Annotated in this window: 13 protein-coding genes; 10 read left to right on the plus strand and 3 right to left on the minus strand. The window is 70.4% G+C overall.

Annotated elements, in window-relative coordinates; all coding sequences use genetic code 11:
• Nucleotides 1-56 precede the first annotated feature (56 nt).
• Complete coding sequence (locus tag ACT3UF_RS11150) at nt 57-1,355, plus strand: uracil-xanthine permease family protein (protein WP_442332444.1); 1,299 nt, start codon at nt 57-59, stop codon at nt 1,353-1,355.
• Between the two features lie 4 nt (nt 1,356-1,359).
• Nucleotides 1,360-1,914 (plus strand): AAA family ATPase, encoded by a 555-nt coding sequence (locus ACT3UF_RS11155; protein ID WP_441446119.1) that lies wholly within the window; start codon nt 1,360-1,362, stop codon nt 1,912-1,914.
• Here the strand turns inward: ACT3UF_RS11155 and ACT3UF_RS11160 are convergent.
• On the minus strand, nt 1,889-2,917 hold the full coding sequence (locus tag ACT3UF_RS11160) for an ornithine cyclodeaminase (protein WP_441446118.1): 1,029 nt from the start codon (nt 2,915-2,917) through the stop codon (nt 1,889-1,891). The two genes, ACT3UF_RS11155 and ACT3UF_RS11160, sit on opposite strands and share 26 nt — an antisense overlap.
• Nucleotides 2,918-3,167: 250 nt before the next feature.
• Between ACT3UF_RS11160 and ACT3UF_RS11165 the strand changes: the two genes are divergently transcribed.
• From ACT3UF_RS11165 to ACT3UF_RS11175, 3 genes are all read left to right on the plus strand, one after another.
• The gene (locus ACT3UF_RS11165; RefSeq protein WP_444502493.1) at nt 3,168-4,058 is read left to right on the plus strand and encodes an ABC transporter ATP-binding protein; all 891 of its coding nucleotides are present in this window, start codon (nt 3,168-3,170) and stop codon (nt 4,056-4,058) included.
• A gap of 154 nt (nt 4,059-4,212) precedes the next feature.
• Nucleotides 4,213-5,256 carry an iron-siderophore ABC transporter substrate-binding protein gene (locus tag ACT3UF_RS11170; RefSeq protein ID WP_444502494.1) on the plus strand — a complete coding sequence of 348 codons (1,044 nt, stop codon included), beginning with the start codon at nt 4,213-4,215 and terminating at the stop codon, nt 5,254-5,256.
• Nucleotides 5,253-7,310 carry an iron ABC transporter permease gene (locus ACT3UF_RS11175; protein ID WP_444502495.1) on the plus strand — a complete coding sequence of 686 codons (2,058 nt, stop codon included), beginning with the start codon at nt 5,253-5,255 and terminating at the stop codon, nt 7,308-7,310. Before ACT3UF_RS11170 ends, ACT3UF_RS11175 begins: the two co-directional genes overlap by 4 nt.
• Here ACT3UF_RS11175 and ACT3UF_RS11180 read toward each other — a convergent pair.
• Nucleotides 7,219-8,040, minus strand: coding sequence for a GAF domain-containing protein (locus ACT3UF_RS11180; protein WP_444502496.1), 822 nt, complete (start codon nt 8,038-8,040; stop codon nt 7,219-7,221). The genes ACT3UF_RS11175 and ACT3UF_RS11180 overlap by 92 nt on opposite strands.
• A 186-nt stretch (nt 8,041-8,226) precedes the next feature.
• On the opposite strand from ACT3UF_RS11180, the gene ACT3UF_RS11185 reads away from it, so the two are divergent.
• The 5 genes from ACT3UF_RS11185 (at nt 8,227) to ACT3UF_RS11205 (ending at nt 14,117) form a co-directional block, all read left to right on the plus strand.
• Nucleotides 8,227-9,327, plus strand: coding sequence for a LacI family DNA-binding transcriptional regulator (locus tag ACT3UF_RS11185; protein ID WP_444502497.1), 1,101 nt, complete (start codon nt 8,227-8,229; stop codon nt 9,325-9,327).
• On the plus strand, nt 9,324-10,946 hold the full coding sequence (locus ACT3UF_RS11190; RefSeq protein ID WP_442332691.1) for an FAD-dependent oxidoreductase: 1,623 nt from the start codon (nt 9,324-9,326) through the stop codon (nt 10,944-10,946). The genes ACT3UF_RS11185 and ACT3UF_RS11190 overlap by 4 nt, the downstream gene beginning before the upstream one ends.
• 45 nt (nt 10,947-10,991) lie before the next feature.
• On the plus strand, nt 10,992-12,281 hold the full coding sequence (locus ACT3UF_RS11195) for an ABC transporter substrate-binding protein (protein WP_442332690.1): 1,290 nt from the start codon (nt 10,992-10,994) through the stop codon (nt 12,279-12,281).
• The gene (locus ACT3UF_RS11200; protein ID WP_442332689.1) at nt 12,278-13,192 is read left to right on the plus strand and encodes a carbohydrate ABC transporter permease; all 915 of its coding nucleotides are present in this window, start codon (nt 12,278-12,280) and stop codon (nt 13,190-13,192) included. The genes ACT3UF_RS11195 and ACT3UF_RS11200 overlap by 4 nt, the downstream gene beginning before the upstream one ends.
• A gap of 88 nt (nt 13,193-13,280) precedes the next feature.
• Complete coding sequence (locus ACT3UF_RS11205; protein WP_442332688.1) at nt 13,281-14,117, plus strand: carbohydrate ABC transporter permease; 837 nt, start codon at nt 13,281-13,283, stop codon at nt 14,115-14,117.
• Nucleotides 14,118-14,171: 54 nt separating this feature from the next.
• On the opposite strand, the gene ACT3UF_RS11210 is transcribed toward ACT3UF_RS11205, so the two are convergent.
• Entirely contained in the window at nt 14,172-14,531 is a 360-nt protein-coding gene (locus ACT3UF_RS11210) for a VOC family protein (RefSeq protein WP_442332687.1), read from the minus strand.
• Nucleotides 14,532-14,556: the final 25 nt, after the last annotated feature.

Genomic DNA, 14,556 nt, shown 5'->3' on the forward strand with positions numbered 1-14,556 from the left:
CCGCGAGCCGCCTGCCTCCGCCCCACCCCTTCACCCTCCTCACCCCCTGGAGAATCATGTTCCGCTGGAGCCTGCACGGAGATGGCCGCACCATCGCCCCCGACGCGATCGTCCTGCCCGAGGAGCGGCTGGCCTGGCCGCTGACCATCGGCATCGGCGCCCAGCACGTCATCGCCATGTTCGGCGCCACCTTCCTGGTGCCGCTGCTGACGGGCTTCCCGCCGTCGACGACCCTGCTGTTCTCCGGCATCGGCACCCTGCTGTTCCTGATCATCACCCACAACAAGGTGCCCAGCTATCTCGGCTCCTCCTTCGCCTTCATCGCCCCCATCACCGCCTCCACTCAGGCAGATTCGATGGGCGCGGCGCTCGGCGGGGTGATGGTCACCGGCATCCTGCTGGCACTGCTGGGACTGCTGGTCCAGAAGATCGGCACCCGCTGGATCGGGGCGCTCATGCCGCCGGTGGTGATGGGCTCGATCGTCGCCCTGATCGGCTTCAACCTCGCTCCGACGGCGTACCTGAACTTCAAGGAGTCGGCGGTCACCGCCACCATCACCCTGTTCGCGGTGGTGCTGTGCACCGCCCTGTTCAAGGGCCTGCTGGGGAGGGTCTCGGTGCTGCTGGGCGTGCTGGTCGGCTACGCCGTGGCGGTGCTGCGCGGCGAGGTCGACTTCTCTCCCGTCGCCGACGCCGCCTGGCTCGGCCTGCCCGAGTTCCATCACCCCGAGTTCAACCTCGGCCTGCTGCCGATGTTCCTGCCCGTCGTGGTGGTGCTGCTGGCGGAGAACGTGGGCCACGTGACCAGCGTGGGCCTGATGACCCATCGGAACCTCGACCACATGGTGGGCCGCACCCTCAGCTCCGACGGTTTGGCCACGGCGCTCTCGGCCGGCTTCGGCGGCTCGCCGACCACCACCTACGGCGAGAACATCGGCGTCATGAGCGCCACCCGCGTCTACTCCACCGCCGCCTACTGGGTGGCCGGCATCGTCGCGATCCTGCTCTCGCTCTCCCCGAAGGTCGGCGCCATGATCTTCACCATCCCGCCGGGCGTCCTCGGCGGCGTGACCTTCGTGCTCTACGGCCTGATCGGCATCGTCGGCGTGCGCATGTGGGTGGACGGCAAGGTCGACTTCTCCCGCCCGAAGAACCAGTTCACCGCCGGTGTCGCCCTGGTGGTGGGCATCGCGAACGTGACCTGGACCTTCGGAGGCATCCAGCTCACCGGCATCGCGCTCGGCACCGCGGCAGCACTGGTCATCTACCACCTGATGAACGTGCTCGGGCAGATCACCGGCACCGAGCCGGAGACCACACCCGCCGAAATGGTCGAGCCCTCCCACGGAGCGTGACCCGGTGCCTTCCGTGCTCGTGATTCTGCGCGGGAACTCCGCGTCCGGCAAGTCGACGATCGCCCGCCGCGTGCAGCGCTCGCTCCCGCGAGGGCGGGTCGCCGTGATCGGGCAGGATCAGGTGCGCCGGGAGATGCTTCGCGAGCACGACGCCCCAGACCCCGAGGCCGCCGACCTGCTTGCGGTCATCGTGCGGCACTGCCTTGGACTTGGGCGGATCACGATCCTTGAAGGCATCCTCCCGGCCGAGTACTACGGCGCGATGTTCGAGCGCCTGCTGGCCGAGCACGAGGGTCCGAACCTCGTGTACTACCTCGACGTGAGCCTCGAGGAGACCCTGCGCCGCCACGCCGGCAAGCCTCTGGCGGTGTCCGTCGGCCCCGTCGAGGTCGCCTCCTGGTATCGGTCGCGGGATCTGCTCGGAGCGACGGAGGAGCAGGCTCTCGGGGAGGAGCTCGATGAGGACGGCCTGGTGGCGCGGCTCCTCGCGGACCTCGAGCGGGCGGACGCCGAGCAGGTCTCCGGCCGGCCGCTCAGCCCGCCGGCGTCTGCGCGGTGAGCAGCGAGAACAGATCCTTCGGATCATCCGGATCGGCGATCACATCGATCCACTCCAACAGATCGGTCCCGTCGGTCGCCTGCTGCGCGTAGCGCAGCGCTGAGAAGTCAGCGAGGGCGAAGCCGACGGAGTCGAACACCGTGATCTCCTCATCGTCGGTGCGGCCGGCGACCTCCCCGGTGATCACCTGCCATAGCTCGGCGACCTCGAACTCGGGTGGCAGCTGCTGGATCTCGCCCTCGATGCGGGTCTGCGGCTCGTACTCCACCACCACCCGCGCAGCCTCCAGCAGCGCGGGATCGAGCTCGGTCTTGCCGGGGCAGTCGCCGCCGATCGCATTGACGTGCGTGCCGGGCCGCACCTGGTCGCGGTGCAGCACGGCGGCGCGGGCCTTGTCCGCGGTGCAGGTGGTGATCACGTCGGCGCCCTGGACCGCTTCGTCCACCGATTCGCACAGGTGCACCTCGAAGCCGAGCGGTTCGAGATTGCGGCGCACCTTTTCCACCGCGGCCTCGTCCAGGTCCACCACCCGCAGCTGATCGATCCCGAGCACCGCGCGGAAGGCGAGGGCCTGGAACTCTGCCTGGGAGCCTGCTCCGATCAGGGCATGGGTTCGGGCCCCGGGGCGCGCGAGCTCTCTGGCCGCGAGCGCCGAGGTCGCGGCGGTGCGCAGCGCGGTCAGCAGCGTCATCTCCGCGAAGAAGATCGGGTAGCCGTTGTCCACATCGGCCAGCATCCCGAAGGCGGTGACGGTCTGCAGCCCGCGGGCAGGATTCAACGGGTGGCCGTTGACGTACTTGAACGAGTACAGCTCCCCGTCGGTGATCGGCATCAGCTCGATCACGCCGAACGGGGTGTGGCTGGCCAGGCGGGGGATCTTCTCGAAGGAGTCCCACCGGCGCAGGTCCTCCTCGAGGATTCGGGTCAAGCCGGTCAGGACGTTCTCGGGGCCGTCGCGCTGGATCCAGCGGCTCATGCCGGGCACATCGAGCAGGTGGGGCATCGTTCTCATCTCCCGTCGTGGGGCGCGTCATCGCGCAAGGTCGAGGAGTGCTCTGGCCCCCAGGGTAGGCCGGGAACGACGGACGTGACGGGAGTTCCGGCTCGAGAGCCGCCGGGCGGCGTTGCAGCCGCTGAGCCGCCGGGCATCCTTACGGCCGCCGTGCCCCTGCTGATCAGCCGCCGTGCCCTCCCGTCGTCCACGATATGTGCAAGTGTGGACGAGCCGAAATGGCTAAGGGTAGGCTTACCTTGTGTCAATCGCCCCTCCCGAGCCCAGCCGCGCTGCCGGCTCCGTTCCCTCCTCTGTTCCCGGCCCCGCTCAGCACCCGGCTCTCCTCGGTGACCAGCTCACTCTGAGCTACGGCGGCAGTCCCGTCGTCCATGAAGTCTCGCTCGCGCTGCGGTCGGGAGCCGTTACGGCGCTGCTCGGCCCCAACGGCAGCGGGAAGTCCACGGTGCTGCGTGCGATGGCCCGCCTCCATCCGCTGCGCTCCGGCGGGATCCGTCTGACCGACGGGGAGGGCGAGCGCAGTGTCGATCTGCTCGGTACCAAGGAGTTCGCCCGGGCGCTGACGCTGTTCACCCAGACCCGCACCGCCCCACAGGGGCTCTCGGTCCGCGATGTCGTCGCCTTCGGTCGCCATCCCCACCGGCGCCGCTTCGCCGGACTCGATGCCGCCGACCGCGCCGCGATCGATCATGCGATGCGCCTGACCGGCATCACCGATTTCGCTCCGCGCGCCGTCGGCGAGCTCTCGGGAGGCGAGATGCAGCGGGTCTGGCTCGCCTCCTGCCTCGCCCAGGACACGGGGATCGTGCTGCTGGACGAACCCACCAATCATCTCGACCTGCGCTATCAGATCGAGACGCTCGACCTGGTGCGGGAGCTCGCCGAGGGTCACGGGGTCGCCATCGGCATCGTGCTGCACGATCTCGGCCACGCCGCGCGCATCGCCGATCAGGTGGTGCTCCTGCGCGAGGGGCGCGTGCACGCCGCCGGGCGGGCCGCCGAGGTCCTCACCTCAGCACACCTCAGCCACGTCTACGACATCCCCATCGACGTCACCGCGGACCCCCTCGACGGCCGTCTGCGGATCGACGCGCGCAGCCGCCGCAGCCTCCCCGCCGCCGCTCCAGCCTGAGGCTGAAGCGCCTCCGCCGGAGGGCACGAACTGAGGATTCTCCGTCTCCGGGGACCCTGTCTCCGGGGACCCTCATCTCCCGCTGCCCGCCTCTCACACCTTCCATTCCCTGTTCTGCCCCCTCCCCTTTCTGCCCCCTCCCCAGGAGCCCCTCATGATCCGTACCCCTCGCCGCGCGCGTGTCGCGGCCACCGCCGCACTGGCCCTCACCGCACTCGCCGCCTGCGGCACGACCGAGGTCCCCGACACCGCGAGCGGGGCCCCGTCGGACGCCGCTGCGATCAGCGAATCCTGTGCGGCCGACGAGACCTCCACCGCGACCGGCCCGGTCAGCGTGACGGACCACCTCGGTCGCACCGTCGAGCTCGAGGCGCCCGCCGAGCGGGTCGCCGTGCTGGAGTGGCAGCAGACCGAGGGCCTGCTGAGCCTGTGCATCGCCCCGGTCGCAGCGGCGGACGTCGAGGGCTTCGGCACCTGGGTCACCGCAGAGACCCTGCCCGAGGGGACGATGGACGTCGGCACCCGGGGCGAGCCGAACCTCGACGCCCTGCTCGCGGCCGATCCGGATCTGGTGATCGTCGAGGCGACCGGTCCGGAGGACGAGATCATCGCGCAGCTCGAGGAGCGGGGCGTGCCGGTGCTGGCCACCCTGGGCGCGGACGCCTCTGATCCGCTCGGCCACATGAAAGACCTCTTCACCCTGATCGCCGAGGCCACCGGGCGCACCGAGCGCGCTGAGGTGGTGCTCGGCGAGTTCGAGGCGCACGTCGCCTCGGCGCGGCAGGAGATCACCGCCGCCGCCCTGCCCACCACCGATTTCGTGTACTTCGACGGTTGGGTCGAGGGCGGCAACGTCTCCCTGCGGCCCTTCGGCGAGGGCGCGCTGTTCTCAGCGATCGGTGCGGAGCTCGGCCTCACGCCGGCCTGGACCGGTGAGGTCGATCCGGCCTATGGCCTGGGGCAGACGGATATCGAGGGGCTCATCGAGGTGGGGGAGGCGAACCTCTTCTACACCGGGACCGACGATCCTGCCGGGGACTACGTCAGCGAGCTCGAGAAGAACCAGATCTGGACCTCCCTGCCTGCGGTGGAGGACGGCCGTGCCCATGCCTTCCCCGAGGGCATCTGGACCTTCGGCGGACCCCGCTCCGCCGAACAGGCGATCGACGCCTACGTCGGCTCCGTCTCGGCCCCGTGACCCGGCCGGCCGCCGGGGGTCTCCTCGCGGGAACCGCCACGGTGGCGGCACTGGCGGTCGCCGTGGCGCTGGTGGGGCTGTGGCACCTCACCCAGGGCACCTCCGACATCGGACTCCTCGACCTCGTGCGACACCTCGCCGGTGCCCGGAGCGACGAGCGGACGGTGAGTGTGGCCGAGGTGCTGCTCGCCTCCCGCCTGCCCCGCCTCGCCGCCGGGATCGCCGTCGGCATCGCGCTCGGCGCCGCCGGGGCGCTGCTGCAGTCCATCTCCCGCAACACCCTGGCCTCCCCGGACACGCTCGCGGTGACGGCCGGCTCCTACTTCGCGATCAGCGCCGTGGCCGCCTTCGGCCTCACCGTGCCGCTGTGGGCTTCAGGAGCTGTCGCCTTCGTCGGCGGGCTGCTCGCGGCCGGGCTCGTGCTGGCACTCGCGGGAGGGGCCGGCTCCTCGACCACGCGCCTGATCCTGGCTGGCTCCGCGGTGGCGATGGCGCTGCAGTCCGGCACCACGATGCTGCTGATCCTCTTCGAGGCGGAGACGACGGGCCTGTACGCCTGGGGCAGCGGCTCCCTGTCCCAGCTGAACCTCGACGCCTCGCTGCGGGCGCTGCCGGTGATCGGGCTCGTGCTGCTGGCCGCCCTCCTGCTCGCCCGGCGCCTGGACGTGCTGGGGCTGGGGGACGACGCCGCGAGCGCGCTCGGCGTGCCGGTCGCCCCGACTCGCGCGATCGCCGTGCTCTGCGCCGTGCTGCTGACCGCGGTGGCCGTCACCGTCGCCGGGCCGCTCGCGTTCGTCGGCCTCGGAGCGCCGGTGCTGGCACGGCTGCTGGGCGGTCTCGTCGGCGCCGTGCACCGTCATCACCTGCTGATCCCGGTCTCCGGGCTGCTCGGTGCGCTGATCGTGCTGCTGGCCGACGCCGGGCTGCGTGCCCTGCTGACCCCGCAGGGCGCCGCCGCGATCCCCACCGGGATCCCGACCGCGCTGCTGGGTGCGGTGATGATCGTCGTGCTCGCGCGGCGCCTGCGGGACTCCGGACCGACGGCGCAGCCGCCCCAGGCCCGCTCCGGTCTGCGCTCGCGGCGGCGGTTCCTCCTGGTGCTGGCCGTGCTCGGTGCCGGTTTGGCGGCGGTCGTCGTGCTCGGGATGCTCGCCGGCAGCCTGTGGCTGCGCACCGGGGACATCGCCCTGTGGGTGCAGGGCGCGGCCCCCGACCTCGTCGGCCGCGCCCTCGGGGAACGCCTGCCGCGGGTGGGCGCTGCCGTCCTCGCCGGCGCCGCGCTGGCCCTGGCCGGCACCGTGGTGCAGTCCACCGTGCGCAATCCGCTCGCGGAGCCCGGGCTGCTGGGCATCACAGCTGGCGCCGGGCTCGGGGCGGCGGCCGTGGTGACCCTGCTCGGCGGCGGGCGGCCGCTGATGCTCCTGTGCGCCGTCGGGGTCGGGGTCGTCACGTTCGCGGCGATCGCGCTGCTCGCCTGGCGGGGCGGACTGGCCCCCGAGCGCTTCGTGCTGGTCGGCATCGGCACGGGCTACGGGATGAGTGCTCTGACCACGTTCCTGCTGCTCAGCTCCAATCCCTGGGACACCCCGAGGATCCTCACCTGGCTGTCGGGGACCACCTACGGCCGCGGCCTCGGCGATGTGCTCCCTGTCCTGATCGCGCTCGTGGTCATCGCCCCGCTGCTGGCGGGCTTGCACCGCGAGCTGGATCTGCTCGCGATCGACGAGGACACCCCGCGGGTGCTCGGCGTGCGGCTGGAGCGCACCCGCTTCGCGGTGATGGGGCTCGCGGCGGTGCTCGCCTCGATCAGCGTGGTGGCCGTCGGGGTGGTCGGCTTCGTGGGACTGGTCGCCCCGCACCTGGCGCGGGCGCTGGTGGGCGGTAGGCACCTGCGCACGCTCCCGGTCGCGATGCTGCTCGGCGGCGTGCTGGTAGGTCTGGCCGATGCGCTCGGCCGCTCCCTCATCGCCCCCGCGCAGATCCCGGCCGGGCTGATGGTCGCCCTGCTCGGAGCGCCCTACTTCGTCTGGCTGCTCTGGCGCTCGCGCGCCTGAGACCCGCAGAGCGCGGGGAGCGGGGCAGGATCCGCGGCCGGCGGCCGGTCGGTGCCCCCTCCGCGCGGCCGACGGGCAGCAGGGCGCGCAGCTCGTCCTGGACCGCACGGGCGGTGGCCTCGAGCAGCGGCAGCACCAGCGGGGAGACCGCCTCGGCGGTGCCGGTGACATCGAGGAACCCGAGGGTCCTTCCGGTATGGGGATGCAGCACCGGCACGGCGCTGCAGCTCCAGGGGTGCACGGCCTCATGGAAGTGCTCCGCACCGACCACCTGCATCGAGGCGCTGGTGGTCAGGGCGAGGGCCGGCGCGGAGGTGCCCATCGCGCTCTCGGACCAGTCGGCACCGGCGGCGAAGCCCATGTCATCGGCCCGGGAGATCAGCTGCGGCCGCCCCTCGACCCACAGCAGCCTGCCCCGGGCATCGCCCAGCGCGACCATCAGCCCGGCCTCGACGGCAGGGTCGATCAGGCGGGAGCGCAGCAGCGGCAGCACCGCCGAGAAGAGATGCTCCTGGCGCGCCGCAGCGAGCTCGCCTCCCTCGAGGACGGCACCGGTGGGGAGGGTGTCCGCGGGCCGGGCGGCGAGTGAGCGGCGCCAGGAGGCGAGCACCGGCTCCCGCACCGGATTCCGGTCGGGACGGACCTCAGCGTTCGCGCGCAGATCCTCATGGGCGCGCAGGAGCCGCGCCTGGTAGGCAGAATCCGTCGGTGACCAGCGGGTCGCGGTCATCCGAGCTCGTTCCGGGAGATCGGAACGGACGGGCATGCGTTGATCACGATCCACCTCGTCGTCGCTCGTGTCATAGCTGTGTCGACCGTACCGCGCCTTCGGGTGCGGAGCAAAGGCCGGTCTGGAAGGGATCCCTTGTGGTTATGCGCATAACCTGTTGTGCTTCGGCCCACGGACAACGACGTCATGATCCCGGGAGGACCGATGGAGCGGCACGCCACCACCGCGCACAGGAGACCCACGCAGGCCGACGTGGCCCGTGCGGCCGGCGTGAGTCAGGCGACCGTGTCGATGGCCCTCAATGCGGGTGCTGAGGTGCAGGGGCGACTCACCGAGGAGACCCGCCTGCGGATCCTTGCCGCAGTGGAGGAGACCGGCTACTGGGGCAATCTCGCCGCGAAGCATCTCGCCGGCGGCCGCACCTCCATCTTCGGCGTCTTCACCTACGAGCCGGTCTTCCCGCACGACTCCAGCGACTTCTACTACCCGTTCCTGCGCGGCATCGAGGCCGAGGCCCTGCGACAGGGCGTCGACCTGCTGCTGTTCACCTCGAGCCACGGCGGCGATCCCGCGAGCGGCCGGGAGGGGCTGCGCGACTGGGCACGGCGGGGCCGCCTGCATCTGGCCGACGGCTGCCTGCTCTTCGGCCGCCACAGCCACCGCCGGGACCTGTCCGAGCTGCTCGCCCACGACTACCCCTTCGTCTTCATCGGTCGCCGCGAGGCTGATGGCGCCGAGGTGCCCTATGTCGGCGCCGACTACGGCACGGCGACCGAGCAGGTCATCGAGCATCTCGCCGCTCTCGGGCACCGCCGGATCGCGTTTGCCCTCGAGTTCCCAGACCACGAGTCCGGTATCGACCGGCGCCAGGGATTCGAGCGGGCGGCGGCCAGGCTCGAGGTCAGTCCCCTCCGGCTCGACGGGGAGGCGCTCGATGTCGGCTCCCTGCTCGACGATGTGCTCGGCACCGGGGCCACAGCGATCGCGGCCACCCCGGACCTGGCCTCGAAGCTCCGCCTGCTCGCACTCTCCCGCGGGCTCTCGCTGCCCGCGGACCTCTCGATCGCCCGCCTCGGCGACCCGGAGAGCCCCCACGGCTCGGCCGTGGCCTGGAGCGGCTTCACGATCCCGCGCCACGAGATGGGCGCTGGGTCGGTGCAGATGCTCCTGCGCCTGCTGCAGAATCCCGCGCGGCCCGGCGAGACCCAGATCCTCCTGCCCTGCACCGTCACCGCGGGTACCACCACCGGACCCGCTCCCTCGATCTCCAAGGAGACCCACCGATGACCCTTCACGATCCCCGCGTCGACGTCCTCGTGGTCGGCGGTGGTCTCGGCGGCGTCGCCGCCGCCCTCGCCGCCGCGCGCCACGGTATGCGCGTCCATCTCACCGAGGAGTTCGCCTGGCTCGGCGGCCAGCTGACCAGCCAGGGCGTACCCCCGGACGAGCACCCGTGGATCGAGGAGTTCGGCTGCACCGCCTCCTATCGGGAGCTGCGCGACGGGATCCGTGACCACTACCGCCGCCACTATCCCCTCACCGTCGCCGCGCGTGCCCGGGAGGACCTCAACCCCGGCGCGGGCTGGGTCTCGAAGCTCTGCCATGAGCCGCGGGCAGGGCTGGCCGTGATCGAGGCGATGATCGCGCCGCACACCGCAACCCGCCGCCTCACCGTCGACCTGCGGGTGCGCCCGGTCGCTGCGGGGGCCGATGGGGACGCCGTCACCTCCGTGACGCTGCGCTCGCTGGAGACGGGGGAGGAGTACACCGTCGAGGCGGCCTATGTCATCGACGCCACCGAGACCGGCGAGCTGCTGCCCCTGACCGGCACCGAGTACGTCACCGGCTTCGAGTCCCGGGCCGAGACCGGCGAGCCCAGCGCTCCCGAGACCGCCCAGCCCGAGAACGTCCAGGCGCTCACCTACTGCTTCGCGGTGGACCACCTCGAGGGGGAGGACCACACGATCCCGAGGCCCGAGCGCTACGAGCACTGGACCTCGCTCCAGCCCGATTTCTGGGGCGCGCCGCTCATCTCCTGGACCGCGCCGAACCCGCGCACCCTCGAGATCGGCGAGCGGCACTTCTCCCCGAACCCCGGGGATGACGCGCTCGCGGTCACCGCCGACCAGTCCAAGGACCCCGGCGACGGGAACCTGTGGACCTTCCGCCGGATCATCGCCCGGGACCTCTTCACCCCCGGCACCTTCGCGAGCGACATCTGCCTGATCAACTGGCCGAGCATCGACTACTTCGAGCGCACCACGCTGGACGTTCCCGAGGAGGAGTACGCCGAGAGCCTGGCCGATGCCAAGCAGCTCTCCCTCTCGATGCTCCACTGGATGCAGACCGAGGCCCCACGCCCCGACGGTGGCCGCGGCTGGCCCGGCCTGCGCCTGCGGGCCGACGTGATGGGCACCGAGGACGGCCTCGCCATGGCGCCCTACCATCGCGAATCCCGCCGCATCCGCGGCCTCGAGACGGTGCGCGAGCAGGACGTCTCCGGGGAGATCCGCGGCGATCAGGGGGCCAGGAGCTACCCGGACTCCGTCGGCATCGGCATGTACCGGATCGACCTCCATCCCTCCACCGGCGGGGACAACTACATCGACGTGCCCGCCGAGCCCTTCGAGATCCCGCTGGGGATGCTCATCCCGCAGCGCACCACGAACCTGCTCGCGGCCTGCAAGAACGTGGCCACGACGCACATCACCAACGGGTGCTACCGACTGCATCCGGTCGAGTGGAACCTCGGGGAGGCGGCCGGCCTGCTGGCCGTGCACTGCCTCGAGGCCGGCACCACCCCGCATGCCGCACATGCGTCACCGCAGCAGGTCGCCGATCTGCAGGCGCTGCTCGAGGCCGACGGTGTCGAACTGCGCTGGCCAGACACCGTCCACGGCTACTGACCGTTCATCGCTCACCGCGTCACCGATCCTTCAAAGGAGAAGATCATGATCACCCGCCGCCGTTTCACCACGGGAACCGCACTCACCGCCGCCCTCGGAATGACCGCCACCGCCTGCGGGGGCGGGGGAGGGGGAGGCACCCCGGACGGTCCCGTCGAGCTTCGCATGACCGTCTGGACCGCGGACGAGGGCCAGCTGGCACTGTTCCAGGAGATCGCCGACGAGTACGTCGCGGCGCATGCGGAGACCGTCTCCGCCGTCACCTTTGAGACCATCCCCTTCGAGGACTACACCACCGCGCTGACCACCCAGCTCTCCGGAGGCAACGCTCCGGACCTCGCCTGGATCTTCGAGAGCAACGCTCCCGAGTTCGTGCAGTCCGGTGCGCTGGTGGAGGTCGGCGAAGCGCTCCAAGCGGCCGACGGGTACGAGTACGACGACATCGACCCGGCCGCGCTCACGCTCTGGCAGGGGGAGGACGGGCTGTACGCCTATCCGTTCTCCAACTCGCCGTTCTGCATGTTCCTGAACACCACGCGGCTGCAGGAGGCGGGACAGGACGACCTCGTCGCCGTCTTCGACGCCGGGGACTGGACCTACGAGCAGGCCATGGAGGTCAGCAGGGCCACGGTCGAGCAGCTCGGAGGGGCAGGCCTCATCGTGCGGGACTTCGGCTATGCGACCTGGGAGAACCTCGCCACCGTGTACGCCGGCTTCGGCGCGCAGGCCTGGAACGAGGACGGCACCACCTGCGGCTTCACCGACGAGGCGATGACCGAGGCGATGACCTTCCTGCACGAGGCGGCCTTCACCACCAAGGCGATGCCCGGACCGGGCGATGAGATCGACTTCTTCGCCGGCCAGGCGACCATGACGATCACCCAGATCTCCCGCGCCTCGAACCTTGACGACTCCTTCGAGTGGGACGTGCTGCCGCTGCCCGCCGGCCCTGCCACCCAGCAGAACGTGGTGGGACAAGCGGGCATCGGAGTGCTCGCCGACGGGCAGGCGCCGGAGGTCGCGGCAGAGTTCCTGGCCCACTTCACCAGCCCCGCCGCGGCGGAGAAGCTCGCACAGTACTTCCCGCCACCCCGGGTCTCGCTGCTCACCGCGGAGACTATGGGCGCTGCAAACCCGCTGTTCAGCGAGGATCAGCTGCAGCGGGCCGTGATCGACGGCATCACCGACGCGATCACCAAGCCCGCCCACGCGAACTTCGCCGAGCTGCAGACCACGATCCGCAGTGCGCTGGATCCGCTGTGGACCGAGGGCGCGGACGTCGCCGGCGTGCTGGGCGAGGTGTGCACCGCCGCTCAGCCGCTGCTGGACTCATGACAGCTGCTGCCGGGACCCGCTCGCGGCGTCGTCATTCCTGGCAGCAGCGGGACTCGCTGCTGGGGTACCTCTTCGTCGCGCCCAGCGTGCTGGGCGCCGTGCTGCTGGTGATCCTCCCGCTGGGCGCCGTGGCCTGGTACTCCCTGCACGACTGGAACGCCCTGTCGGGCCAGTTCCGCTTCACCGGAGCGGAGAACTACACCGCCCTGCTCGAGGACTCGACACTGCACGCCTCGCTGGTGTCGTCGGTCCTGTTCTCGAGCGGGGTGGTGGCCCTGAACATCTCGCTGGCGCTGCTCCTGGCCGTGCTGCTGAACCAGAAGGTGCGCGGCTCGACCTTCTTCCGGGTTCTGTTCTTCTCCCCGGTGGTGGTGTCGCTGGTGGCCTGGTCGATCGTCTGGGGTTTCCTGCTGCAGAACAGCGGCGGCATCAACGCCTTCTTCGGCGTGATCGGGATCGACGGACCGAACTGGCTGCGCGAGGGCTGGTCGGCGCTGCTCGCCGTCGTCGTCGTGCAGGTCTTCAAGAACGTCGGCCTGAACATGGTGCTGTTCCTCGCCGCCCTGCAGGGGGTGCCCGAGGAGATGCTCGAGGCGGCCCGCATCGACGGGGCGGGCGCGGTGCGCCGCTTCTTCTCGATCACCCTGCCGATGATCAGCCCCACGCTGCTGCTGGTCTCGATCATCACCGTGGTCGGCTCGCTGGAGACCTTCGCCCTGATCGACGTGCTGACCGCCGGTGGTCCCGGCAACTCCACGAATGTCCTCGTCTACTACTTCTATCAGCGGGCCTTCCGGTTCAACGACTTCGGGTACGCGAGCGCGATCGCGATGCTGCTGTTCGTGATCGTGCTGGTCCTGACCCTGCTGCAGTGGCAGACCCGACGGAGGTGGGTCCATCATGAGCGCTGAGCCGACACTGAAGCTGACACCGAGCCGGACCGCTGGCGGGAGCGCGAAGACGGCTACGAGGCCGGGTGCGAGGGCGAAGCCGCGACGGATGCGCGGTCGGCGCCGCACCACGCTCCTGGTGGTGGCCGTGATGGTGGTGCTGGCGATCCCCTTCGCCTTTCCCACGTGGTGGATGATCACTTCGAGCTTGAAGACCACCAGTGAGATCCTGCAGGTCCCACCGAGCCTCTGGCCGAAGAGCCCTGACTTCTCGAGCTACCGCCAGGTGTTCGAGCTGCAGCCCTTCGCCCGGCAGTACTGGAACAGCGTCTACATCGCCGTGGTCGTCACCGTGGGCACGATGGTGGTGTCCTCGCTCGCCGGGTACGGCTTCGCGCGCATCCGGTTCCGCGGGCAGAACCTGCTGTTCCTCGTGGTGCTGGTGGGGCTGCTGGTCCCGATCGAGGTGACGATCGTGCCGATGTTCCGGGCGGTCACCGCGATGGGACTGATCGACACACACTGGCCGCTCATCGTCATCCCTATCTTCGGGGCGCCCAGTGTGCTCGCGACCTTCATCATGCGGCAGTTCTTCGTGACCCTTCCCGATGAGCTCGAGGAGGCGGGGCGCATCGACGGCTTGAACCGGTGGGGGCTCTTCTGGAAGGTCGCCCTGCCCCTGGCGGGCCCTGCCCTTGCCGCGGTCGGGATCATCACCTTCCTGAAGTCCTGGAACATGTATCTCGAACCGGTCGTGTTCCTCTCCAGCCGGGAGAACTACACGCTGCCGAGGGCGCTGACGCAGTACGTCGACGCCTACGGCGGCCAGATGTGGAACATCCAGCTCGCCGCGACCACGCTCACCGCGGTGCCCGTGCTCCTGGTGTTCATCCTCGCCCAGCGCCACTTCATCCAGGGCCTCGCCCAGAGCGGGCTGAAAGGCTGAGAGGCCTGCTCGAGCCTTCATGTCTGCTGGCGCATACTTCGCGACCGAGCGCGATCAGGCCTCGGCGTACACGCCCAGCCGATTCCCGCTCGGATCCGTGAACTCGAACCGTCGCCCACCCGGGAAGTCATAGGGCCCTGCTGCAATGGTTCCGCCTGCAGTCCGCACGGCCTCGACGGTCGCGTCCAGGTCTTCGGAATAGAGCAGTATCAGGGGGCCGTCGCTATTGGGCGCCGAGGCAGAGGTCAATCCACCGACCTCCCCCTTTCCGTCGGGTGACCTGATCCCGCTGTACGCCGGGCCGTAGTCATTGAACTCCCACCCGAAAGCCGACTCATAGAAGGCACGAGCAGCGATCAGATCCGTGACACCGAACTCGATATAGCTGATGGCGTGATGCGGGGATGCGGACATCTTGGCACCTCTGGTAGCAGGGTCG

Source organism: Brachybacterium sp. AOP24-D1-21, assembly GCF_052378665.1.
Taxonomy (GTDB): domain Bacteria; phylum Actinomycetota; class Actinomycetes; order Actinomycetales; family Dermabacteraceae; genus Brachybacterium.